At 38.3% G+C, this 24,673-nt stretch carries 25 protein-coding genes; 9 read left to right on the top strand and 16 right to left on the bottom strand.

The features are described from left to right. Window positions 1-36: 36 nt before the first annotated feature. From UCH001_RS11770 to UCH001_RS11755, 4 genes are read right to left on the bottom strand one after another with little or no spacing between them, the layout of a single operon-like run. Entirely contained in the window at window positions 37-1,266 is a 1,230-nt protein-coding gene (locus UCH001_RS11770; protein ID WP_067178054.1) for an ArsS family sensor histidine kinase, read from the bottom strand. Continuing rightward, window positions 1,263-1,943, bottom strand: a complete 681-nt coding sequence (locus UCH001_RS11765) for a response regulator transcription factor (protein ID WP_067178052.1) — start codon at window positions 1,941-1,943, stop codon at window positions 1,263-1,265. The genes UCH001_RS11770 and UCH001_RS11765 overlap by 4 nt, the downstream gene beginning before the upstream one ends. A gap of 38 nt (window positions 1,944-1,981) precedes the next feature. Then, entirely contained in the window at window positions 1,982-3,118 is a 1,137-nt protein-coding gene (locus UCH001_RS11760) for a PAS domain-containing protein (protein WP_067178048.1), read from the bottom strand. Window positions 3,119-3,175: 57 nt separating this feature from the next. Further along, window positions 3,176-3,895, bottom strand: a complete 720-nt coding sequence (locus UCH001_RS11755; RefSeq protein ID WP_067178046.1) for a thioredoxin domain-containing protein — start codon at window positions 3,893-3,895, stop codon at window positions 3,176-3,178. 94 nt (window positions 3,896-3,989) lie between these two features. On the opposite strand from UCH001_RS11755, the gene UCH001_RS11750 reads away from it, so the two are divergent. Both UCH001_RS11750 and UCH001_RS13290 read left to right on the top strand, forming a co-directional pair. Next, on the top strand, window positions 3,990-4,196 hold the full coding sequence (locus tag UCH001_RS11750) for a hypothetical protein (RefSeq protein ID WP_067178045.1): 207 nt from the start codon (window positions 3,990-3,992) through the stop codon (window positions 4,194-4,196). Between the two features lie 26 nt (window positions 4,197-4,222). Then, a complete protein-coding gene (locus UCH001_RS13290) occupies window positions 4,223-5,197 on the top strand; it encodes an HD domain-containing protein (RefSeq protein WP_173636827.1) in 975 nt (324 codons plus the stop codon). A gap of 174 nt (window positions 5,198-5,371) precedes the next feature. Here UCH001_RS13290 and UCH001_RS11740 read toward each other — a convergent pair whose 3' ends face one another. The 5 genes from UCH001_RS11740 to UCH001_RS11720 form a co-directional block, all read right to left on the bottom strand. Further along, window positions 5,372-6,286: a DUF234 domain-containing protein gene (locus UCH001_RS11740; RefSeq protein WP_067178043.1), complete on the bottom strand. Its 915-nt coding sequence runs from the start codon at window positions 6,284-6,286 to the stop codon at window positions 5,372-5,374. Window positions 6,287-6,373: 87 nt separating this feature from the next. After that, on the bottom strand, window positions 6,374-6,586 hold the full coding sequence (locus UCH001_RS11735; protein ID WP_067178042.1) for a CDGSH iron-sulfur domain-containing protein: 213 nt from the start codon (window positions 6,584-6,586) through the stop codon (window positions 6,374-6,376). A 17-nt stretch (window positions 6,587-6,603) separates the two neighbouring features. Next, entirely contained in the window at window positions 6,604-7,311 is a 708-nt protein-coding gene (locus UCH001_RS11730) for a pirin family protein (RefSeq protein WP_067178040.1), read from the bottom strand. Window positions 7,312-7,340: 29 nt separating this feature from the next. Next, complete coding sequence (locus UCH001_RS11725) at window positions 7,341-7,907, bottom strand: YceI family protein (protein ID WP_067178039.1); 567 nt, start codon at window positions 7,905-7,907, stop codon at window positions 7,341-7,343. Between the two features lie 41 nt (window positions 7,908-7,948). Next, the gene (locus tag UCH001_RS11720; protein ID WP_067178034.1) at window positions 7,949-8,404 is read right to left on the bottom strand and encodes a MarR family winged helix-turn-helix transcriptional regulator; all 456 of its coding nucleotides are present in this window, start codon (window positions 8,402-8,404) and stop codon (window positions 7,949-7,951) included. A gap of 168 nt (window positions 8,405-8,572) precedes the next feature. Here UCH001_RS11720 and UCH001_RS11715 point away from each other — a divergent pair, with 168 nt between their 5' ends. Continuing rightward, entirely contained in the window at window positions 8,573-9,082 is a 510-nt protein-coding gene (locus UCH001_RS11715) for a hypothetical protein (RefSeq protein WP_067178033.1), read from the top strand. A gap of 13 nt (window positions 9,083-9,095) precedes the next feature. On the opposite strand, the gene selB is transcribed toward UCH001_RS11715, so the two are convergent. From selB to UCH001_RS11690, 5 genes are read right to left on the bottom strand one after another with little or no spacing between them, the layout of a single operon-like run. After that, window positions 9,096-10,931, bottom strand: coding sequence for a selenocysteine-specific translation elongation factor (gene selB / locus UCH001_RS11710; RefSeq protein ID WP_067178032.1), 1,836 nt, complete (start codon window positions 10,929-10,931; stop codon window positions 9,096-9,098). Beyond that, a complete protein-coding gene (gene selA, locus UCH001_RS11705; protein ID WP_067178030.1) occupies window positions 10,931-12,271 on the bottom strand; it encodes an L-seryl-tRNA(Sec) selenium transferase in 1,341 nt (446 codons plus the stop codon). The genes selB and selA overlap by 1 nt, the downstream gene beginning before the upstream one ends. Then, the gene (locus tag UCH001_RS11700) at window positions 12,268-12,942 is read right to left on the bottom strand and encodes a response regulator (protein WP_067178028.1); all 675 of its coding nucleotides are present in this window, start codon (window positions 12,940-12,942) and stop codon (window positions 12,268-12,270) included. Before UCH001_RS11700 ends, selA begins: the two co-directional genes overlap by 4 nt. Then, window positions 12,923-14,554, bottom strand: a complete 1,632-nt coding sequence (locus tag UCH001_RS11695) for a sensor histidine kinase (RefSeq protein ID WP_067178026.1) — start codon at window positions 14,552-14,554, stop codon at window positions 12,923-12,925. Before UCH001_RS11695 ends, UCH001_RS11700 begins: the two co-directional genes overlap by 20 nt. Before the next feature lies 1 nt (window position 14,555). Then, a complete protein-coding gene (locus UCH001_RS11690) occupies window positions 14,556-15,632 on the bottom strand; it encodes an ABC transporter substrate-binding protein (protein ID WP_231963935.1) in 1,077 nt (358 codons plus the stop codon). A gap of 290 nt (window positions 15,633-15,922) precedes the next feature. Between UCH001_RS11690 and UCH001_RS11685 the strand changes: the two genes are divergently transcribed. The 6 genes from UCH001_RS11685 to UCH001_RS11655 all read left to right on the top strand — a co-directional run bounded on the left by UCH001_RS11685 (window position 15,923) and on the right by UCH001_RS11655 (window position 23,094). After that, on the top strand, window positions 15,923-17,605 hold the full coding sequence (locus UCH001_RS11685) for a 4Fe-4S binding protein (protein WP_067178024.1): 1,683 nt from the start codon (window positions 15,923-15,925) through the stop codon (window positions 17,603-17,605). Continuing rightward, entirely contained in the window at window positions 17,602-18,312 is a 711-nt protein-coding gene (locus UCH001_RS11680; protein WP_067178023.1) for a molecular chaperone, read from the top strand. Before UCH001_RS11685 ends, UCH001_RS11680 begins: the two co-directional genes overlap by 4 nt. Before the next feature lie 161 nt (window positions 18,313-18,473). After that, window positions 18,474-18,677 carry a twin-arginine translocation signal domain-containing protein gene (locus tag UCH001_RS11675; RefSeq protein WP_067178022.1) on the top strand — a complete coding sequence of 68 codons (204 nt, stop codon included), beginning with the start codon at window positions 18,474-18,476 and terminating at the stop codon, window positions 18,675-18,677. Between the two features lie 14 nt (window positions 18,678-18,691). Next, window positions 18,692-21,556 (top strand): formate dehydrogenase subunit alpha, encoded by a 2,865-nt coding sequence (locus UCH001_RS11665; protein ID WP_082705725.1) that lies wholly within the window; start codon window positions 18,692-18,694, stop codon window positions 21,554-21,556. A 9-nt stretch (window positions 21,557-21,565) separates the two neighbouring features. Beyond that, entirely contained in the window at window positions 21,566-22,198 is a 633-nt protein-coding gene (gene fdh3B, locus UCH001_RS11660; protein WP_067178016.1) for a formate dehydrogenase FDH3 subunit beta, read from the top strand. After that, window positions 22,195-23,094 (top strand): formate dehydrogenase subunit gamma, encoded by a 900-nt coding sequence (locus tag UCH001_RS11655; protein WP_067178013.1) that lies wholly within the window; start codon window positions 22,195-22,197, stop codon window positions 23,092-23,094. The genes fdh3B and UCH001_RS11655 overlap by 4 nt, the downstream gene beginning before the upstream one ends. 61 nt (window positions 23,095-23,155) lie before the next feature. On the opposite strand, the gene UCH001_RS11650 is transcribed toward UCH001_RS11655, so the two are convergent. Continuing rightward, a complete protein-coding gene (locus tag UCH001_RS11650; RefSeq protein WP_067178011.1) occupies window positions 23,156-23,998 on the bottom strand; it encodes an AraC family transcriptional regulator in 843 nt (280 codons plus the stop codon). A 75-nt stretch (window positions 23,999-24,073) separates the two neighbouring features. Further along, on the bottom strand, window positions 24,074-24,505 hold the full coding sequence (locus tag UCH001_RS11645) for a DoxX family protein (RefSeq protein ID WP_231963934.1): 432 nt from the start codon (window positions 24,503-24,505) through the stop codon (window positions 24,074-24,076). Window positions 24,506-24,673: the final 168 nt, after the last annotated feature.

Raw genomic sequence — 24,673 nt, 5'->3', positions numbered from 1 at the left:
GTATAGAGATACTATCTCTATACCTGTCGAGATGTTTTATATATAAATGATGAAATGGTTCATTTCACCCTCACGTTTGTACTCCAATCGCATACCATGGAGACGAATCACATGCCATGTGATAAACAATCCAAAGCCAAGTCCACGGGCACTTTTTTGCTTTTTACCCTCTAAAAAGTAAGGTTCAGCATAGCGCTCAAGAGAGAATTCTAATGCAGGGGCATGGTTAGACACGGTGATGGTATGGAGGTCATTACTCAAAGTAACTCGGTGATCATGAGCATAATTTACACCATTGTCTAAAAGATTTTTCAAAACAACACCAAAGAGTTCAAAATCGACCTTGAGTTCGACAGGTGTTAAGTGACATGTAATATTTTCATGTTTATCATCTAAAATATCGAGTGCATAATCGACAACATCTTCAATATGATAGCGTTTGATGTCAAGTTTTAGCTCATCTGCACTGAGTTTTTCAATACGTGAAAACTCTTCTAAAAGAGCCTCTTGGCGTTTGAAAACATTTTGAAGAATACTCGTGTAGGTTGCATCTTCGATCATCTCAGCGGCAAGCTTTCCTTTAGTGATGGGTGTTTTAAGCTCATGCATAATGTTACGTAAAAAAAGCTGTCTAGAATCTCTAAGAGATTTGATCTTAATAACGGCGCTGTCAAATTCATTGGCAAGGGCTGCGATTTCATCTTTTTTACTACTTTTACACGTGATGTCATAATCTCCATTGGCAAAATGTTTGATTTTCTCACGCAAGGTTTTAAGTGGCAAAATACTTCGGATAATGCCAATATAAAGCACAATGACGAAGGCAAAGGTCAATAATGGAAAGAGAATTTGTGGAAAAAGCTCTTTTTCAAACGGAACTTGCAAAATAGTAGGTTTATCATCACGTCTAAACAAAACAGCATAAATGTGCATACCATGCGGTACGACATACAAGCCAAATCGTAACTTTTCTTCCATCTGTTTCATTGGAAAAGGTCGTGGAGGTTTAGGTATCTCTAAAATTCTCTCTTGTAGTTTTGCATCTTCTACGCGGGTAAAACCCATTTCTGCTAGTTTTTCATAGTCAAGCTGTTTTGCCAAAGGATCGAAAGCAGAGCGGACGGCTAGATGTGTATAGTCATGCATACGTCTTAAAGTACTATCTCTCTCATGGATTGAGAGTGAAAAAAAGATCGCAGCGATGCCTAAAAGTGCCAAAGCAAAGATAAGCGTAATGCGTGTAATGATGGAGTGATACCACCTCATGCTTGAAGCCTATAGCCTATGCCACGCACCGAATGAATGAGTTTTGGCTCTTTAGAACTTTCTCCAAGCTTTGTACGAATACGGCTTATAAGCACATCTAAACTTCTGCTTTCATTGTCTTCATTGAGACTCAGTGCACTGTTAAGCAGTTCTGTTCTTGAAACGACACAGTTATTTTTTTTGATAAGATGAGCTAAAACATCGTATTCTGCTGGAGTGAGTGTCAGTGGGACGTTGTTAAAAAAAATCGTGTGGCTCTCTTCTTTGAGAACAAGCAATGTATTGGGTGTCTCCTCATGAGGTGAATTACTCTTTTTGTAACGTCTTAGCACACTCATAATGCGAGCATAAAGCTCTTTAGGTTCATACGGTTTTGGAAGGTAGTCATCGGCACCAAGTTCTAATCCTACGATTTTATCTTCCAAATCACTGCGTGCGGAGGAGATAATAATGGGTATATCGCTTTTCGTACGTACTTCTTTGCATATCTCAAGTCCGTCCATCCCTGGTAAAGAAAGATCTAAAATGAGTAAATCATATTTTGTGAGGCTCAAAGCACTAATGCCAAGGTACGGGTCGTCATAATTGGTTACGGTGATGTTATAGCGTTTTAAAAAATTACATAAAATTTCTGCTAATTCGACATCATCTTCGATCATTAAAAGATTAGGTTGCATGATTGTGTCCTGAAAATTTGTCTTAAACAATGATACACCTACTCTCTGAATGGTTTGTTAATGCAAATACCACAGAGTAATTTTTCACCTTCCTCTTCGATAATAAATTGATGAAGAGAAAAATAACTTTTGAGTCCCTCAGATGTTGGAAGAGTAATTTCATGCTGAGTCAAGCCTTCATACAATGAAAGGCGATCCATTTCAGCAATTTTCTCAGCTGTATGGGCATCAAAAAGATCTTTAGCAGTTTTATTTTTCCATGTTTTAAACCCTAGAAATTGCTGATACGCTTGGTTGATATACAGATAGTTTCCGTGTCTATTTTTGATAAATGAAAGTGCTGGAATATGTTCTACAAAAGCGATAAAACGTTCATGTTCAAAACGTTCTTTCATCTCTTCTGCTTTATCGGCCGTTACATTGCGAATGGTTCCAACCATACGGATAGGTTGTTCATTTTTTCCTCGGATAGCTTTTCCTCGAACTTTGACCCATTGGAGAGGGGCACTTTGGCGGATTCGATGATCGACTTCAAAGTAGTCACTTTTACCATCAAGATGAGCTTTTAGGCGCTCGTTAACCAGTGCCATATCTTTAGAATGAACTAAATTGAGCCAAGAAGAAAGGGTTGAAGGAGTTTCTGTTATTTCATACCCCATAAGCTGTTTCCATTTTTGGGAATAAAAGACGCTTTCGCTTTTCATATCCCAATCCCATAGCGCTTCATTACACCCTTCAAGAGCGAGTTCTAAACGCTCTTTTTGCTGCAATAAAAGTGCTTTACTTTTTTGCAAATGTGAGATGTCTACAACGATTGCTACAAAATCCCCCGATGCACCTAAAAGAGGTGCTGTATAGATCAGTGTTGGTTTGATAATGCCATTGTCAAATTGAAGTTCGCAGGTATGTTCACCGCATTTAGGAAGCATGCTTAAAAGTTCGCTATTGTCTTTACTCATCACACCAAAAGCATGTGAAAAAGCTTTATTGGTTTGCCAGTGGCCATTTTTTTTATAAATGATAGGCAAAGGAAGCGTTTGAAATATCTCTTCTTCATCGAGGGTAGAGCGTTGCGATGTGTTTGGTTTAGATTGAAGTTTTTGAAGACGAAAAAAGAGTGTAAGAGAGATAATCAACAAAAGAGCAATAATGGCAAAAAGGACGATTTGTAGCATACAAACCTCTTTGAAGTGGGGTTATCCCGCCTTGAAAAGACGGGATAGGAAGGCGAATTATTTTAAAAGTTCTTTCTCTTTTACGATAAACGGTACACCTTTGATGCCAGCACCAAAGTATTTTGTTTTGAGTTCATCAATGCGAGCCACTTCAGCATCGCTGACTTTTTGCTCATACTTGACGTTTTCATCGTAGTATTTTTTCAAGATTTTGATTTTCTCAGCATCGCTTTTTACTTTAGCGGTCTCATTATAAATCAAAACAGATTTTTCAAGTGAGCTTCTCTCATGAACTGGAGTAAACACAAGCTTGAGGTTATTGGTAGTGAGTCTTTGCTCAATTTGAGCAAGCTCTTGTCTACAGTAAGGACACTCAGGATCTGTAAAAACGACTAATGTGTCTTTTTTAGGATCATTTCCTAAAGTGACGATGTTTTTCTTCTCCTCTTTTTTATAGAGAGCTGAAAGCTTTTTCTGAAGCTCTGCCATTTCCATCATCTCTTTAATGCTTCCACCTTGTTTGATGCTAATAACATCTGGGAAGATCAAATCATCCTTAGTAAAGATGCTGAGTTTTTGTGAACGTGAACCATCGCTAAGATTTAAAGTCACGAAATCCATGCCATCGATGCCTTCAACGCCTTTGCGAGAAACGACTTCGATAGTAATATTAGGTACTTGAATCGTTGATTTAAAGTGTTCAACAATTTGTGCGTCGGTTGCTGCAAAAAGTGTGCTAGAAATAAGCGCAACAAACCATAAAAGTTGTTTTTTCATTCATTTTCCTTGTAAGTTACAGAATATAATCTGCATGAAATGTAAGGTATTATACAATAAAAAGAGTCATAGTTTGTTAACGAAAGGTCAACGGATGCAAGAGAATGCCGATAAAATGGCACTTATAGAAGAGATTGAAAAACTAATAGAATCTGATCCAAATGCTCCTATTTCCTCATTTTCAATGCTAGAGTTTTTAGAAGTCGAAGATTTGGTTTCGGTACGCGGAACACTTTTGCGCTCAAAAAACAATCGCTCTGCTGAGAATGAAAAATGGTTTGATGAGTTGTGTAAAAAATAGTTAAATTATCTATTGAAAGGTTCATCATGTCTGAAAAGTGGGCGTACTTAAATGATATTGAGGGGTGTGATGTCGTTGCGCTTTATACGCTTCATAATCTCGTAGAAATAGTTTATTCTAAAGAAGAAAAACAGAAAAGTCTTACCATTAACTTCCATGTAGCAGGTGGGTCTATGGGCTATGTGGAGTGTTTTCAGTTAGACTCCATTCCTCTACCGCCTGCTAAAATCAAACATACACTCAGCGATGCCATTGGTAAAGTTGTACAAGTCAATCTGTATACCAATGTCAATGAGCATGAGCATTATGAAGAGCTTGAATTGGTGTGTGAGAATAGCACATATTTATTTTATTTTAGTGACAATGAAGAAGAAGCGCATTATGCGAAGATAGAAAAAGGAAAAGCTCCTAGTTTACAAAAAGCCCTAAAAATGGACTTTTCTTTACCAAAAGAGCTTTTTAGCGTGGAAGAGTTTAAAGATCATCTTGCCTTTGCTCTTCGCGCTCATGGTGAGCAAAAAACACCTCATGGTTTACCATACTCTATGCACCTTTTAAGTGTTGCAGGCGAAATTATCAATGCCATCACGTGTGAGCCTTTGAGTTATGATGAAAACAATGTTGCTATTGCGTGTGCACTGTTACACGATGTCAATGAAGATACATCTACTACGATTAGAAAAGAGACTTTTTTAGCTGGTAATGCGGAAGTGATCGCTAAAGGAGTTGCTGCCCTTACGAAAGATAAAACCCTGCCTTCAAAAGAGGCTCAGATGAGAGACAGTTTAGAACGGCTGAAAAAACGTCAAAACTGTGTGGCAATGGTCAAACTTGCCGATCGCATCACCAATCTTGGAGTCCCGCCAAAGCATTGGGATGATGAAAAAAAACGAAAATACCTTGATGAGGCAAAACTCATTTTGAGTGAACTTGGTTATGCTCATTCGTACCTTGCGAAGAAGCTTCAAGAGAAAATTGAGGCGTACGAACAGTATATGTAAACTGTGGAACGAAGAATGCTTCTTTTGCGTATCACATAGCAAAAGGATGACATCATGCGTATTTGGATGAGTTACTTCAGATACACCCCTGAGATCATCGCCTTTGTTGCAACTTGTGTTGTTTTAGCAAGGTAGGTTTTTAGGGGTTTGAGAAAGGGAGATTTTCTCCCTTTCTTAGTATTTTTTCCCTTGACAAGGGATGAGTTCTTTTTCTTTTATCTCTTCTACAAGTGGTTTTAGACTTTTGAGTGTATAGAGTTTAAGATCATTACCTTTGAGGGCTTTAAGCTCTGAGCTAAAGCCATTTTTACCAAAAATAACGAACATATCGGGTTCAAATTCCGCTAATGCACATTTTTCTTTTAACCGTGTCAGTTCTGTTTTTTTCACTTTTGCGTTGGTGTATTTACAACTTCCTGCAATCAGTTTACCAGACTTTGTTTTTGCCAAAATATCAATCTCTGCATTTTTGTCCCAATAACTTCCGATCTCGACGATAGGATCTTCACTAAAACTTTTTTTCAAAAATGATTGGCAGAGTTTTTCAAAAATCAGATCGCTAAAGCCTTGTTCTCGATTCGTAAATGCTTTTTCAACTTCACTAAAATCACCCTCTTTAATCGTTTTATAGTAAGGTGACACAAAGGCAAACCAAAAACGCATAAAAGGAGTTGTAAAGCTCAATTTATCGGAGTTATCATCTTCTTCTCTCATAGGGCGTTCAAGTGAATATTCAAGCTCAATGAGTTCACTGCGCAAAAGTGCATGAAGCGCTTCATTACCTTCTTCACGGCTTAGGCGAGCGCGTTTATAGGAGGAAAAAACACGACGATCCCCTGTGGCACATGCGCTTAAGAGAGTATGGACAAGTTTGTTGCTATGAGTTTGTTTGGTAATGTCGGTGTGAATGTAAGTGTAGTTTTTTAAAATCTTGTTGGAAATGAGCTCAAAAAGAGGTTTTGTGGTATCGACATTCCAACTGGTTCCTCCAAAAACGGTGAAATATTCAATCGCAATTTCAAGATCATCAAGTCTGTTTTGAAGGTAAAAAGAGCGAAAATGGTGTAGTAGAGTAGGGTGTTTTGACATAAAAAAGTAGCCTTTGATTATTTTTCGTCATTATACACGAAAAAGAGCAGTGAAAAATTTTTCACTGCTCTTTCAAAGGGTATTGCATTATTTGGAGTGGCTTCCATCGCAAAATGGTGAATTTGCACTTTTTTTACAGGCGCAAAGGTAGTACTCTTTACTCTCAGTCACCGTAAATGCTTTAGGTGTAAAACCTGAACCTTTATGACTTCCATCGCATAAAACGGTGCTAGAACTCTTTCCACAGGTACAGAAGTGGTAAGTTTTATTGGCTTCGAGTGACATTTTAACGGGTGACATGATAGTTCCTTTATTTTTTAGTGCATGGGCACATCAAATACTAAAACCCAAGAGGGTTTCAACGCTTCAAGTTCATAGATTTTTTCTTCAGTAATTTGTACTTCGTCTCGTTTATCAAGTATGACGCCATCGATCTTTACACTTCCTTCAACCACCAATAAAAGTTTACCACGATCTGGGCTTGAAGAAGCTATGGAAATCGTTTTACCTTCAGAGAGTTCAGTCGTAAGAATAAACGCCTCTTGATTGATCGCTATGGAGTTATCTCTACCATCAGGCGAAACCAGTGTTACCCACTGATTGTTTTTGGTGACATCTCTAAAATCACGTTGATTGTAAAGTGGTTTGCCACCTTTTTCATTTGGTTTGATCCAAATCTGAAATAGTGCGGCATCTTCTTCTTTAGAAGCAAATTCGGAGTGCAAAACACCTTCTCCTGCGCTCATATACTGAATTTCACCTGCGTGAATTTCGCCATGATTGCCAAATGAATCGGTATGCACTAAAACACCCTTGGTGACAATAGATACGATTTCCATATCACGATGCGGGTGCATCCCAAAACCAAGTCCCGCTTCTATGACATCATCATTGATGACACGAAGGGCACCAAAGCCCATACGGTTTGGATTATAATACTCTGCAAATGAAAAACTAAAACGGCTATGCAGCCAACCATGCTCTGCAGTGCCTCTTTGGTCGGCTTTATGAATTATGAATGACATGGTTGGCTCCTTTGGTGTTCTTTATAAAATTATTTTTGTAAAATACCTTCTAATGCGACGTCAAGTTTTACTTCTTCACCAACGATCACACCACCAGTCTCAAGTGCTTTGTTCCAAGAGATACCAAAATCTGTTCTGTTAATTTTACCGCTAAGTCCAAGTCCTACACGTTTGTTACCATAAAGGTCTGTTGCCGCACCACCGTTTTCAAAAGCGAGAACAACTGGTTTTGTAACACCTTTCATTGTCAGTTTACCATACGCTTTGTCACCTTTGATTTCATCAAGAACAAATGTGATTGTTGGGTATTTTGCTACATCAAAAAGATCAGCTGAACGTAAATGATCATCTCTATCTTTAATGCCTGTATCGATAGATGTCGCTTCGATAGTACCTTTAAGAGACTTAAGTGTTTTGGTTGCTTCGTCATACTCAAAACTACCGTTGAATTTTCCAAAATTACCTTTTACGGTTGAAATCATTGCGTGTTTGACGCTAAAGTCTGTGCTTGAGTGCATTGGATCGACAGTGTAGTTTCCAGCAAATAGGGCAGTTCCTGCCAACAAAGATGACGCGAGTAAAGATTTGATTTTCATAACAGTTCCTTTTTACTAATTAGTAATATTTGTGCAAAAAATTATTGTGCTTTTTGCAATTTGCGTAACAAGTCGTACAATACGACCAACTCATCATCACTTAAAACATCGAAATAGCTCTTTAAATTCGCTGCATGGTTTGTAAACATACCGCCAATAAGGGCTTTCCCTGCTTCTGTGATGCTCATAATACGAACACGTGAGTCTTCAGCTGAAGGCTCTGTTGCCACCAAACCATCACGGGTGAGGTTTTTTACAACAACGGTGACATTTCCAGGGGTACTCATAATTAACTTCGTAATAGCACCTACGGAGAGGTCTCCACGATGGTAAAGGACTTCAAGAACTTCAAACTGATTCATTGTTAGGCCACTTTCGTTGATATACTTCAACTCTTTTGCACGGATCTTTTGAAATGCTCGTAGAATTTGAATCCACGTCTGCATACTTTTGTCTGTGCGCTCACCGTAGCTTTTAACATCTGATCTAAGTTTCATTTTTCTTTCCTTTGCCGAAATAATACTACTAATTAGTAATAATGTCAAGAGCAAAATAGATTTTTTTTGAAAAAGAAACAAAAATGTCATCAATTTAGTCAACAAATAGGTGAGATTGTTATATAATTTCGCGCCTATTTTAGGGCATGATGAATTGTGGAGTAGCGTGTGGAAAATGATATAAAACCCAAATCGGAAGAGAATCTGTTAACGAAAGTTTCAACATTTAATCAATTTTTAGAGCAAAAAGTTGAGAGTATGCTCCTTAAGATACTCAATATCGCGCGGTATATTTTTATCGTGATGATGATTGTCTATTTGGGGCAGTGTTTTGTAAGCCTCGGATATAAAATGGTCGCATTTACGATTTCTCAAGGAGCTCTTGATTTTGATTCGATTAAAATCATTTTAACCGATAGTTTGTTTGTCTTGATTGTTTTAGCGATTGTAAAAACACTTTTTATTCAAGATGGGTTTGACTATGCGATTACCTTTCTTGAAATCTCATTTGTTGTGTTAGTCAGAAAGCTCATTTTATTGGAGACCGACCCATCAGAGACAATGATTTTATTGGTACTTGGCATCACATCAGCGATGTTTTTTATCTTGATTGTCTATATTCATGGATTGAAACACAAATGGGCGAAAGAGAAATGTGAAGAGAAGAGGGCCGATTAAAATCGACTCTCTTTTAGAGAAGTACTCTTCTGTTTCCCTCTTTTTTAACATCTTCAAAATTATCAAGATAATCAAGATACGCCACTAAGTATTTTCGGCTCATATCGAAGTGATCTTTAAAGGCTTTAATATCAATACCGTTCTCTTTGCGCATAATGTCACGCATATGGGCAACAATGGCACTGAGCGCAAGAGTCGTTACAAAGAGATTATGCTCTAAGCGTACGACTTTTTTGGAGCGTGTGAGACTTTTGAGTGCATCATCTCCCATTTTGCGATCAATGTCGAGATCATCATAGATATTGTAAGGCGCGTCAGGCGTAAATTCAGCTTTTAGTAAAATGTCATAAATCTTATCTTCGATCAGTGTTTCAATGTTATCAATGTCAATTTGAGCATTTTTATATATACCATTGACAAAATCAAGCATCCCTTCTTCACAGAGTTTTTGAAGCACACTTTCTACCAAAGCGACACTCGCCCATTTGAGTTTTAAAGAGAGTGAATTCGCCGAAAGTAGGGCATACGCGTTTTTTGCATAAATGGCTTGGATGATACGTTCTAATTCATTTTTCATGGAAATCGGGTAGAGAACTAAGCCTTTTTCATCAACAAAAACATCATTCATTTCATTCGCAATCGCAATAGCTTCATCATGGTTTAAACCAAAGCGTTGGTTAGAAGAGATGAGACCAAAACCATGTTTGTGCATTTCAACTAAAATGGTAAAAGCACTTTTAAAATCTTTGCAGTCAAGGGCTTTTAGAAGCTCTAATTTCACTCTTTTTTTCATCGGATCGTTGATAGGATTGAGGATGCGTCCACCACCAATCGTACGACCACTTGAGCAGATGATGAAAGGCTCATCATGTATTAAAAAGAGTTTATGGTTGAACTGCAGTTTTGCATAGCCTTTGTCCGCTTTGTCTTCATTTTCATAAAATAAAATGCGTGCTTCAACCTGCTTGGTTCCGACGTAAAGTATCACTTTACTGTTATGTTTAAGTGTATGTCCGCCAATACTTTCCAACCACACATCAGCACAGTCAAAACCACGAATAAATCCTTTTTTACAGAGCAATGCTCCTTTTTCAAAAGAGGTTTTTTGCGCATTTTGGAGGTTAATGGCCGTTCTTTGAGACGAATACGCCGCTTCCACATCATGGTCGTGTACCTGAAGATTTCGGATAACAAACTCTTTTTCTAACTCTGGGGCAAAGAGCTTCTCACCCACTTTAATGGTTCCATCTAATACGGTTCCTGTGACAACCGTTCCTGCACCTGCGATGGAAAAAGAGCGATCAACATAGTAACGAAAGAGTCCGTTACTTTTTTTAGGTGTTGCAGGAAGATCAAAAAGTGCCTTTTTTAGGGCTTGAATCGATGAAGCCTCGTAAATACTCACAGGAATAATTTCAACCAAATGAAGATTTTTAAGTGATTTTAGATGCTCAGTAATTTCGTATGTTCTTTGTTCTATCACATCAGAAGTTGCAAGATCTTTTTTAGTGAGTGCAACGATGATGTTTTTGACGTGTAAAAGATTTAAAATCTCCAAATGCTCTCTGGTTTGGGGCATAATGCCTTCATTGGTATCAATAACAACCAAACTCGCATCAAACCCAAATGCGCCAGCAATCATATTTTTTAAGAGTTTCTCATGTCCTGGGACATCGATAAATGCAACATTCTTTGTCTCATTTTGCATGGAAGAGAAGCTAAGGTTGATGGTAATGCCTCTGCGTTTTTCTTCCTCTAAGCTATCTCCTTCAAAGCCTGTTAGGGCAGTGATGAGAGCCGTTTTACCATGGTCGACGTGACCTGCGGTTCCTACGATAATATATTCCATTATTTCTTGCCTATGATAGTTTCAATGATAGTGATAAGTTTTTCTTCCACACTTGGAAGGATGGTGCGAAAATCGAGTAAAAATTGTTCATTTTCAATACGTCCAATGACATGAGCTTTACGAAATTTTTTCTCTAAAGTCGTTGCTTTGCCTTTGATATGTAAAGCAATGGTTGGAAAGCGGCGATTGGGCAATGTGCCTCCTCCCATATAGGTTTCACTTTGGATGATTTCACAGTAATCTGCACCTATTTTTTCTTGGAACATTAAGGCTCTTTGTGAGAGTTCTTCAACACTTCTAAACAGCAGCCACAATGTAGGGATTTGCTCATACTCTTCTTTGAGATAGGCTTTAATGCTCTCCTCAAGCAGACTGAGTGTGATTTTATCGACTCTGAGCATGCGTAGCAGTTGGTTCTTTTTAAGCTTTGCGATCAAATCCGTACGCCCAGCGATGATACCTGCTTGTACGCTGCCAAAGAGTTTGTCGCCACTAAAGCTAATCAGTGAAGGAGAACACTCCAAAATTTCACTCAAAGAGTGTTCGCGGTTGCCTAAGTTGTAGGGAAGTTTTGGTACATAACCGCTGCCTAGGTCATAGTAGTCCAAGAGGTTGTTTTGATCTGCTAAGAGTTTAAGATTTTCATAGGCTACATCTTCGCTAAAGCCTTCAATGGAGAAGTTTGATTGATGCACTTTCATCAGCATGACAGTATTTTCGTTGATGGCGTTAGCATAGTCGGTGATTTTTGTTTTGTTTGTAGCACCTACTTCAACAAGTTTTGCACCACTTTGTTTCATCACTTCAGGAATACGAAAACTTCCTCCTATCTCAACCAGTTCACCACGAGAGACAATCACTTCTTGATCTTTAGCAAAGGTATTGAGAATTAAAAAAACCGCTGAAGCGTTGTTATTGACTACTAAAACATCTTCAACATTTAAAAGCTCTTTCAGATGCGTGCTTACATGCTCATAACGTTCCCCACGACTGCCCAATTCTAGGTTGTACTCTAAATTTGAGTAGTTGCAAATGACGTTACTCGCACGCTCTAAGAGGGTTTTAGAGATAAGGCTTCTGCCCATATTGGTGTGTAAAATAACACCTGTGGCATTGATAAGTGGTTTTAAAGATGGCTCAAAAAGGGCATCATATGCCTCTTTAATCTCTCTCATCAACGTCTCTTCATCAAAAGTTTCAATCTCTTTATGAATCAGTGCTTGGCGTAGCTCTTCGATGTGAGCTCTCGCAATTTTCATCACTAAGGTTGCATTACAGCCTTCAAAAAGAGGATGTGTAAGGCACTTGTCAACCTTAGGAAGTGTTCTTAAAGCATTCATGCGTTCTCCGGAAGCGGAAGTTTTGTCTCGTCAAAGAGATATTTTTTGTTTTGAATTTTGGTAAGGATACCTTGATCTCCTAATTGTTTAAAAAGTTTAATCACTGTAGGTTTACTGACATCAACTTGCTCCATAATCTCGCTGTAAGAGTAGTTGAGCATATTTTCATGGTCTAAGTTTTTGATGATGAAACGAATGATTTCTACTTGTTTACTATCGGTGACTGCTGAGATAGTTTTGATGATGTTGTAAGAGCGCTCAATCTCTTTGGCTTGAATTTTAGGTAAAAGCACATCATGTAAGGAGTTGAGCAATTCTTTGATGTTGACAGGCTTGATAATGTAGTTATCGACATGCAGTTTAATCGCATCTAAAAGGTACTCTGTATCGGTAAATGCTGTTGTAACAATGGAGGGGAGTTCCATTTCAAGGTCATTTTTGACGGTGCGTAAGAAGTCGAGTCCATTGCTGTATTTGAGATGGATGTCTGCGATAATAACGTCGATTTTTTCGTTTTTAATGATTTCGAGAGCTTCATCGATGGTTTGAACAGGGTAGATTTTTTTCACAAAATCTTCTAAAACAGAAGTGGTGTGTTTTAGCAGGTCTGCTTCATCTTCGATATAAAGAATGGTAAAACTACCAAGTAATTCAAAATTGCGCTTGTTCATCTTCATCACCCTCGTTTGTATTGATGTAATTTTTTGGTATTTCTATTGTAAACATCGTACATGCCCAAAAGAGTTTTGTTCCTAGTTTGTGGCGAATGTTTTTACAGCTTATTTTGCCGTGCATGTGTTTTTCAACCATTTGTTTGGACATATAAAGACCGATGCCTGTTCCCACACTTTTGTGCTTTGTCGTGAAGTAGGGGTCGAAAACTTTGGGTATTATATCACTTTTTATACCACCGCCATTGTCGATAACATTGATGAAAATACTCTGTGTATTTTGCTTTGCAATGATGTGAATAATCTTGTGTGTTTGCTCTGTTTTACTGGCTAAAATATCTTTAGAGTTACCAATGAGATTGAGCAAAACATGAATGAGCTCATTTTTAAAACCAAACACCTCAAGATCATCTTTGATCAAGAGTTCTAACGTAATCTCTTCTTTTTCTAATTGGTATTTAGAGAGATCCACCGCTTTTTGAATAACCTCTTTGATACGAAATGCTTTTTTGCTTTTGTTCGGGTTAAAGAAGGTTCGGAAGTCTTCTAGCGTATCTGACATATTTGAAGAGAGCAGCTGAGCATCTTTTACGCGAGATGAGATAAAAGCTTCATCCAACTTACCTGCTAAAAATTTGCTTTCAAAACTTTGAATAATCATCATGAGTGAACCCAGTGGCTGTCTCCACTGATGCGCGATATTTTGAAGCATCTCTCCAAGACTCGCAAGCCTCGCTTGTTGAAACATGATATTGTCTTTTTTACGGCTATTTTCAACTTCGCGTTTAATACGAAGTTCTAGTGAGTCGTTGAGGTCCCGTAACTCTTTGGTTTTAATGAGTACGTTTTCTTCAAGATAGTTATGCAAGTTTTTAAAGTGGTTAATGATGATAAGCAGTACCATCGTGATAAAAAAGAAAATCATACCAATAAGAAGAATGAGCATAACGGTACTGGTTTGAAAGAGGCTATCGTTTACCTGCTTTTCAGTAATTGCTTGTTTGAGATGCGTGGTAATCAGGCTTGAAAGATAGATATTGAGTGAATTAGCTTCTAGCGTAATATCATCGATTAAAAAAGCTGCTTGTTCGGTTTTTGAGTATTTTAAAAGATCAAGCATGATGTTGATTTTGCTGTCGATACTTTGCATTTTAACACTGATTTTATCCACAATGCCTTTTTGGAAAATGGTCTTTTCAGGAATTTCAGGTGTGACTAAAAAGAGGCTCAGCCATTTGCTTGCAAAATAAGGAAGCCCTCCAATTTGGCGATTGGTTGCAAATTGGTAGCTGTTCCATTGTTTGTGTATGATCTGCTGGGCAAGATAAATAACCTCAATAGCATCATTATTGCTGATCTGCTTTTCACGAATATCGCGAAGAGTTTCTGCAATATTGACGCGGTAATTATCCTTTATCTCTTCTAAATCGACTTGGGGTTGCGTGTGTTTTTGAAATAAGGTTTCGTAGTCATATTTGAGTGCAAAAATGGAAACGAACATCAAAAAACCAATAGTGATTGTTCCACTGAGAATAATGAAAATAAGAATTTTTGTTTTATTGGAAAACTTAATGGTTTCGAGTTTTTGGTTAATAAATTCTACAAATGTCATCTTAGTACTCATACTTTTGGATGATCTCAAATTTGCCATTCACATAGTTTGAGAGATAGACTTGGTTTAAAAGTTGTGCATGATTGTATTTTAAAGGAATGTTATCAAGTGTTTTAGGTGAAAGATTTTTGAGCTTGTCTAAAAATTTACTAGGCGTAATTGCTCCATTAATCGCTTTGAGCGCTGTTACTACGGACTTTGCGGCTAAATAGGATTCATAAGAGACCAAAGAAGGTTTTTCTTCAGGATAATAAAATGTAAGGTTTTTTAGGTACTCCACGGCTTCTTTTGAATAAAAATCATCGTAGGAAGGAATCGTTTGAGAGAAAAGAATATTTTCGCCTTGACCGTGTAATTCCCCGATTAACGCATCAGCATTGACAAATGAAATAGGACAGAAAATCATTTTAGAAGGAATGTGCTCTTTGACCTTTTCAATAAAACGAGCAGTGGGTTTGTAAGATCCTACTAGGACGATTGCCTCTGGTTTTGCCGCTTCAATTTCATGAATGGCATGACGAATGGAGAGCGTATTACGTTTATAGGTTCCCTCAGCGCTCAGTGTGAGATTGCGTTTGGCAAGAGCGTTTGAGAGTGCAATGTAGCCTTCCTCACCATAATCATCATTTTGATAAAAAATAGCAAAACGGGTAATGTTTTTTTGCTTGGTGAGATATTCGACAAGGGCATCAAGTTCTTCATTGTAAGAACTTCTAAAATTGACAATATTGGGCGTATCTTTGGTACGAAGAAAAGAAGCTCCTGTATAAGGTGCTATAAAAGGAATATTGGTTTCAGAGATAAGTGGAAGCACACGTTTGACTGTAGGTGTTCCCACAAAACCAAAGAGCGCAAAAACATCATCTTTGCTAATCAGTTTAATGGTGTTACTGAGCGTATTTTCAGGTTCATATTTATCGTCATATTGGATAAATTCAATTTTTTTCCCTTGAATGCCACCTCTTGCATTGGTGTGACTGAAATAGGTATTGGCACCGACAACGACATCACGCCCCAAATGGCTATTGATACCTGTGAGGGGTAGAGAAGCTCCTAGTAAAATCGTATTTTTTTCCATATTTTTATACGATGAAGCATAAAAAAAGGAGAATATCAAGATGAATAGGGCTATAAAGCTCATGATCAGAAAGTTTTTGTTTACCAAAATGAGTGACCTTCAACAGTTGATGATAGTTATTATAGCCTAAGAAGATTAACGCAACCTAATTGTAAAAACGAGCCTGTAATACGTTATATAAATTATTATACAACGTATTACACATAGATAAAATTTCTCTTGTTAAGAACCATTTAAACCAATTCATTTTACAATTCGGTAAATTCTCATTTACCACTTATGGATGTAAAATGCAAAAAGAGTACGTTTTCTACGATACCGTTGGTATTGATTTCCCTCTTAATGAAGCGATAGAACTGGTTAAAAGCCCATGTCATGGTGACTTTTTGGTCTCGAACCACCCTGAAGCAGAAGCAATTATTTATGCGCCTGAGATCAATTTTTATCTTCAAAAATCTCGTGATAGTATTGCTCACAAAATTAATAATGTAACTAAATTATACGCTATGCGTGCACTTGGTTTTGATTTTGCCCAAGATATGGACTATACGCAAGAAGTCGGCAATAGGGTTTTAATCGTCAGCGATGATGCAGGTCATGAAGCGCTCAAAACCGAACTCAGTAACGAAGAGTTTACGGTCATTCTTCTTTCTCCTTCTATGATCCTTGATGTTAACGGTCACATTGGTGCTCTTAGTGTAACTCTCAAAAAAGAAGATGAGTTGCTTGATCTTGAATGTGATCAGATTATGTGGTGGAATGCTCCCGTTTTTGCGATGAAACAAAGCGGTGTGTATGATCCTTCCGTTATCGGATTAGAGGGCGCATTAAAAAAACTGCGTGACAACAAAGGCGAGTACCACTATAAAAACTATATCAACTATGATCCTTCCATTTGTCAGTACCATGAAAGACGTGTTGAGGTGTGTGGTAAATGTGCTGAGGTTTGCCCAACGGTTGCTATTTTAAAAGAAGATGAAGAGAAGCACCTAGCGTTTTCTCATATTGATTGCCATGGTTGTGGTGGATGTGTCAGTGTATGCCCTAGTGGAGCGATTGACTATACCCAAATGCCACGTATCGCTTTTTCACATTTGAGCGATTATTTCAAAGGCTCAACCGCATTGATTATTCCTCATAAGATGGATTTGAACTTGATCGATACACCTCTGAAAGAAGGCGTATTACCTTTGATGATTGAGGGTGAAAAATACCTTCATGAAGCACACCTGTTAAATCTGCTTCAAACCAGCGGAAATCCGGTCATTTTCTATACAGACTTCATCTCTAAAGGTACGGGTGATGTCATTCGCATTCTCAATGAAATCTTTGAGAAAAAATACCACAAAAAAGCAATTTATGTCTGTGAAAATAGTGCAGATTTAGCACGTATTTTTGAAAGTCTAGAGAGCATTCCTGAATGCATGTATGGCATCAATGAAGAGGGACTTCGCAAACGAGAGATTTTCTCCGCACGCCTAGCGCATCTCGTGGGCAATGAAGATTTGGGTGTGGTAAAAACGGGTGAGCATGTTCACTATGGTGATATCAAGATCAATGAAAGTAACTGTACTCTCTGCTTAAGCTGTGTAGGTGCTTGTAATGTACGCGCTTTAACAGCACATCCTGAAGACAATTCGCTTCGCTTTAACGCTTCCATTTGTACTAACTGTGGGTATTGTGAGGTCACCTGTCCTGAGAAAGAGTGCCTTACTGTCATCAAAGATGAGATCAGTTTAAAACCAAGCTGGTTTTCACAGCGCACAATGGCAAAAGACGAACTCTTTACCTGTATCGAGTGTGGGATGCCATTTGCAACAGTCAAAGCTGTTGAAAAAATTGCAACAATGATGACGCCACTCTTTGGCAATGACGAAGTAAAGCTAAAAACACTCTACTGCTGTGCGTCATGTAAACCAAAAGTCATGTTTAAGGCACATATGGAAAACGAAAAGAAAGGAATTGATGGATGAACCAAGAAGCAATTAATCAAGCAAGGTTACTCTACTACGCTTTTTTTGCAAAGATATTGGATTTTGTTGAAAAAGAAGAAGCTTACGCTGATATTGAAACATTGTTAGATATTTTTAGTGCAAATCCTTTAGATGAAAGCACGCTAGAGGCATTTTTATCAATTAAAAACCATTTAAAAACAGAAGGTTTTACTGCTTTAAAACAGGAGTACGACGATGTCTTTGTCTCTCCTGAGAGCTCTTTTATTCCTCTCAGCGCGTCATATTACGACGAAGGCAGAGATGATGGTCAAAAAAGAGTCAAAGCTGCAGGATTAGTACTTCGTTCAAAATTTAGAAAAAATAAGCCTATCTGCAATGATTCAGAAGATCAAATCCTTTTTCTCTTCCGCTTTATGAATAAACTCATTCAAGCTGGCGTTGAGGGAGATGTTGAGAGCTTAACACTTTCACGTGAAGTTTTTGCGGATGTTATCAATGATTGTATCGATGAATTTATTGATCATCTCTCCCAACATGAACAAACATTCTTCTATAAAAATACTGCCATTATTTTAAGAGCATTTATTGATTTTGAAAGACTCTATTTAAACGTAGCTCCATCTCAAAAAGTGGAGAGTGCAGAGAGAGTTAGTGCTGCAATTCAACGAGATCGTAAGCCACTCACTCAACGAGTCAGACGAAATTTAGACGAAATTGTTTTGTAGATAAATATGCAAAATTTGCATAAATAGAGACTTTTTATCTCTTGAAATATGCAAATTTTGCACAATGCTAAAAAGGGTTACCAAAGAGCGTATCAACGTTTTTGAGTAACTCTTTTTAGAGTGAAAAACTGATTCCTGAACGGGAAAAGGAGGCGTAGAGTATGCAAGAAAACAGAAGGGACTTTTTGAAAAAAGCCCTTGGAACAACCGCTGTTGTAGCAACAGCTGGAACGAGCGTGGCTTTAGCAAGTGCTAAAAGCGATGCAAAAGGCAGTAACGGTGTCGTTTATGGCAAATCTCCAAAAAAAGAGATTGTCTATAAAGAGACAAAAGAATGGGAACTCTACTATAAGAGAACCTATTAACACTAGGAGAAGATATGAGTAAAAGCGAAAACCCAATACTCTCCTCTAGCAAAATAGGAAGACGTTCATTTTTAAAAATGGCGGCTCTTGGAAGTGCTAGTTTTGGAGCAGGGAATCTTCTTGCAAAAGAAGAAAATATAAGAGCTGCGACTGCGGAAGAGGTAAAAAACCCATTCCCAGGAAGTAAAAAAGTTAAAACCATCTGTTCGATTTGTTCAGCAGGTTGTGGTATTGTTGCAGAAGTGCAAAACGGTGTATGGGTAAGACAAGAACCAGCACATGACCATCCGATCAGTGAGGGTAGCCATTGTTGTAAAGGAACCGATCAAATCGATTTGACCAAGTCTAAACAACGTATCAAATATCCAATGAAAAAAGAAAACGGACAATGGAAACGTTTAACATGGGAGCAAGCGATTAATGAGATCTCTTCTAAAATGTTAAAAATCAGAGAAGAGAATGGTCCTGATACACTTATGATGTTAGGTTCAGCAAAATTCAATAATCAACAGTCTTACTACTTTAGAAAATTTGCCGCTTTTATGGGGACAAACAATATCGATCACGTAGCTAGAATCTGACATAGCGCTTCTGTTGCCGGTGCGGCAAATACATGGGGTTATGGTGCTATGACAAATCACTTTGGTGACGTTGTTGCAAATTCTAAGTTAATTATGATGGTCGGAGCCAACTCCGCAGTAGCCAATCCAATTGGATTTAAACATTTCTTACAAGCCAAAGATAGAGGCGCGAAGTTGATCGTCGTTGATCCTATCTTTACTAGAAGTGCTGCTAAAGCTGATATTTATGTTCGTCTACGCCCGGGCACAGATATTGCATTTGCATATGGCTTATTACATGTCATTTTCAAAAATGGTTGGGAAGATAAAGATTTTATTGATCATAGAACCTATGCAATGGATCAAATCAGAGCAGAAGCTGCGAAATGGACACCTGAAGTTGCTTCAGATGTTAGCGGTGTTCCTGTCGCTCAAATCCTTGAAGTTGCTGAGCTTTATGCAAAAACTAAACCTGCTGCTATTGCATGGTCACTTGGTATTACACAACACTCTGTTGGTAGTTCAAATACACGTGTGCTTCCAATCCTTGCTCTTGTTACAGGTAATGCAGGTAAACCAGGTGGCGGTTGTCAAATTATTCGTGGTCATGATAACGTTCAAGGTGCTACCGATATGGCAAACCTTGCAGATTCACTTCCTGGATACTACGGCTTGGATAAAGCGGCATGGCAATACTATGCAAAAACATGGGGTGTGAGTTTAGAGTATCTCCAAAATCGTTTCCATCCTGAACTTGATGATAAAGGTGAACGCAAATGGATGCACGCTAAAGGTTTCTCACTTGCTAAATGGTGGCAAGGTGTTCTTCAAGAGGAAAAAACAACCTCTTCTGCACCAATCCGTGTTCTTTGGGTACAAGGAACGGGAATTACCTCTATGTCTCAGCAAGTGAAAATCAAAGAAGCGATTGATAAACTCGATATGCTGGTTATTGCAGAGCCATTTGTGAATGAAGCAGCGATTATTACCGATAGAAAAGATGGTGTTTACATTCTTCCTGTTGCTACACAGTTTGAATGTGAAGGAACCCTCTCTGCGACCAATCGTTCAGCGCAATGGCGTTCACAAGTTGTTGAGCCACTGTATGAGAGTAAAGCGGATCATGAAGTCATGTTTGAATTCGCGAAAAAATTTGGTTTCTATGACGAGTACGTTAAGGGCATGAAAATGCGTGTTGAAGGCGGTAACGTTGTTCAGTACAAAAATGACTTTGTATGGCCAGATGATGCAGTTCGCGAAATCGCTCGTACGGTAAAAAGTATTGGTCTTTCAGGTTGGACACCAGAGCGTTTACGTAAACATCAAGCAAACTGGCATCTGTTTGATCCATTAACCCTTAAAGGTCGTGGTGAGATGGAAGGTGAATACTATGGACTTCCATGGCCATGTTGGGATGAAAAACATCCAGGTTCACCAGTTCTTTACGATGTCTCCAAACCAGTCAATGAAGGTGGTATGGGCTTTAGAAATCGTTTTGGACTAGAGCACAATGGTGTGAGCCAAATCGCCGATGAGACTGTAACATTACCAGGTCAAAAAATCAAAGGTGGTTACCCGCAACTCACTAAAGCAAATATTGAAAAAGTTCTTGGCATTACGCTCTCTGAAGAAGAGAAAGCGCAAATGGGACCAAGCTGGGCGATGGACTTTAGCGGACTTATTCAAAAATATGCACGTGAATACGGTGTGTGTGTTTACGGAAATGCAAGAGCGCGTACGATCGTTTGGGAATTCCCAGATCCAGTACCTGTTCATAGAGAGCCAATTCACTCGCCACGTTGGGATTTGGTACAAAAATACCCAGCATTGCCTGATCAAGCGAATAACTTTAGGGTTGCAACGCGCTACATCACGGAGCAAACAAAACAAGATTGGTCAAAAGATTTCCCAACCGTTATGACCAGTATGCGTTTGGTTAACTTAAGTGGTGCTGGTATGTTAGAGCGAACCAGTAAATACCTCTCAAGCATCACACCAGAGATGTTTGCCAATATTCACCCAGACTTGGCATCCAAGTATGGCATCGAAGATAAGGGCATGATGTGGATTCACGCACCTCAAGGCACAAAGATTAAGGTTAGAGCACACTACAACCGTAGCGTAACTCCTGATCGTATCTGTATGCCGTACAACTTTGCAGGTATTATGCAAGGTGTAGATTTGAGTGCAAACTATCCAGAAGGAACACGTCCGTATACCATTGGTGAGAGTTCAAATACGATTGTTAACTACGGATTTGACCCAATTACCCAAATTTCAGAGTTCAACGCGGGTTTATGTCGCGTAGAGAAAGCGTAAGGAGAGACCATGGAAAATATCAATAGCAGATTAAAATTCTATTGTGATACCGATAGATGTATTGAGTGTTTTGCATGTGTGGTTTCGTGCCAAAATGCGCATGAACTCCCTGTTGGCGTAGCACGTCGTAAAGTCGTTACTCTTAATGATGGTGTTGAAGGCAAAGAGACTTCAGTTTCTATTGCATGTATGCACTGCTCTGATGCTCCATGTTCTCAAGTATGCCCTGTCGATTGTTTCTATATCAGAGAAGACGGTGTTGTTCTTCACGATAAAAACAAATGTATCGGTTGTGGCTACTGCTTGTATGCATGTCCATTTGGTGCTCCACAGTTCCCAAGAGATGGTGTTTTTGGTGCTAAAGGGGCGATGGATAAATGTACGATGTGTGCAGGTGGACCATTGGAGACTAACTCTGAAAAAGAACGCCATACTTATGGTCAAAATAGAATTGCTGAGGGAAAAGTACCTGCATGTGCGGCAATGTGTGCAACCAATGCGCTTATGATTGGAACATCTGAGAAAGTTTCTGAGCTATATCGCACCAGAGTATTGGCACGTGGTCAGAGCAAAGAAGCGAGTAATTCATATATTTGGAACCTTGCCTATGGTAAACAAGGTAGAAAAGGGCTAACACAATGAAAAAATACCTTGTGCTCTTAAGCAGCGTGTTTCTATCGGTCTCATCGTTATATGCTGTGAGTACAGGAACATATGATGATCCTTTGTATGGAACTGCAATGCTTAATGCCATTTCTCATTATCCTGCGTTTGGAGAGGTTTTTACCTTTCTCCAACGTGAATGGTTTTGGAAAGGGTTTTTGATTGCACTCTTTTTAGTTCCTGTCGCTGGTGGTATTCACTATAGGATGATTGGCCCTAAAGTCTTTTCGCATGATGGCAAAAAGATCTTTGCATTTAGCGTTTTAATGCGCGTTATGCATAATCTAGCAGCCATCTCTTTCTTAGTGATTGCTCCAACAGGCTTTATCATGGCATTTGGTGACTTCTTTGGTGGTGGCACATTTGTGCGCATTGCTAAAAACCTTCATGGTTTAGCGACACCTGTCTTTGCGATTACGGTTCTTCCGATGATTATCGCTTGGATACGTGATATGTTCCCAAACAGTGATGACATCAAATGGATGATGATCGTGGGTGGATATCTCTCAAAAGAGAAAAGACCTGTTCCTGCTGGTAAGTTTAATGCAGGACAAAAAGCATGGTTCTGGATTGCAATGCCTGGTGGTATTGTCATGATTCTCACGGGTGTTTTGATGTTCTTCTTAAACAAAGACCTTTCATCAATTGCTACTTTCTTAGGAATGAGTCAAATTGATGTTCTAAGAGTCTGCGCGATTGTCCACAATATCTTAGGAATGGTAGTAGCAACGTTCTTCATGGTACATGTCTACATGGCAGCCATTGCCATTAAAGGCGCTATTCATTCGATGATTACAGGGTACAAAGAGGAAGAGGAAGTGGCTATTCTTCATAGCTCTTGGTATAAACAGCTTAAAGAGGAGGGTAAGGTTTAATCCTTACTCATCCTTTATTTTAGAGATAGAAGTTCCTTAAAAGAGCTTCTATCTTTTTTATTTACGCGGAATGTTTTCTGTAATGAATAGGTGAATATCCTGTCTCTCTTTTAAAAAAGCGACTAAAGTAAGCGGCATCTTCAAATCCTAATGTTGTGGCAATTTCATTAGAGTTCATATTGGTATAGCATAAAAGTCTTTTTGCTTCAATAATCGTTTTAGAACGTACATATTCACCACAAGGAATACCCGTATACTCTTTGACAACCTGATTGAGTGTTTTAATAGAAATTTTTAGTTTTTTAGCATAATAAATAGGTGTGTTTATTTTATAATTATTTTCTTCTAAAAGTGTATTGAAGGCGCCAAAAAGTGTTGTTTGCGCTGTCTCATTCACTACCTCAGGCAATAATCTTTGAACTTGGATTAAAAAGAGTTTGAGTAAATTGTTGATCGTGCACTGTTTGAGTGCTTGCTGTGTAACGAATTCATCGTGCAGACTTAAAAGCAAATTTTCCAAATTACTATATGTAGGTTCTTCGACGGCAAGATAATCGAAATTGAAAATAGAGAGATTTTCCATAAAGGCTTTATCCGCAAAAATAGAGAGATCAAAACGGAGCAAAAATCCTTGGAACTCTCCAGTATAAATAGGCAGATGGATTTGGGAAGGTAGCATCAAGTATAACGAACCTTTTTGCATAGGTCTATCGACAAAGTCGATTCTCATAATGCCTTCTCCCTGTGTAACAAAAATAATTTCGTAAAAAGGATGCCTATGTGGAAGTGGCGGTGGTGTGCCTGTTGGTGGGGCATAATGTTTTATTTTTCCAATGAAGAAATTCTTTTCTTCATTAGGACTATTAGGGTCCATATCATGAAAAATTTTAACTTCAGTGTTCATTTAATCTCCTTAATACTCAAAAACAGAAGAAGTAGAAACACTGCTCTCACTCCTTCATACGTTATATCTTTATCTTTATGTAAGATGTAATTTTCGATCTAAGCTGTATTTTCCAGCACCTAAAAAAACAATACTAAGTGATACTAAAAGGTAGAGTAATGGAAGTTCGATTAACGGACCTCCTGTTTTAGCATCTAACATTAAAAGTTTATCGGTAAAGCCAAGATAGATGGCAACACCCATTGTTGAGCTTAGGATGAGTGCGCTGAAACGTGTAAAAAGCCCAGCAATCAATAAAAAAGGGATAATAAGCTCTCCCATATAAACGCCATAAGCTAAAAACTCTGGTAACCCTGCTTGAAGTACCAATGCCTTGACTCCACTAATGCCATAATTTAATTTTTTAAATCCATGAAAAAGCATCAAGATAGCAATGCTAGAGCGTAACAGCAATTTACCTCTTTCATCCGTCATATACTTGGCTAATTTTTTTTCTACATAGAACACACTATACTCCTTGTTGTATTACATGTACGAAGTATAATGGCTTTTGCTCAATGTATCCATAGATTTTCATCGCAAATTATTGTACTTTTAGGACAATAAAGAATGAAATAGTACAATAAAATTGATAAACTATATCATAATAATATGACAAAACCATGACTATATACT

The sequence above is a fragment of the Sulfurospirillum sp. UCH001 genome (assembly GCF_001548035.1).
Classification (GTDB): domain Bacteria; phylum Campylobacterota; class Campylobacteria; order Campylobacterales; family Sulfurospirillaceae; genus Sulfurospirillum.
Note: the sequence above shows the minus strand (reverse complement) of the source record. Positions and strands in the feature narration are given on the sequence as shown.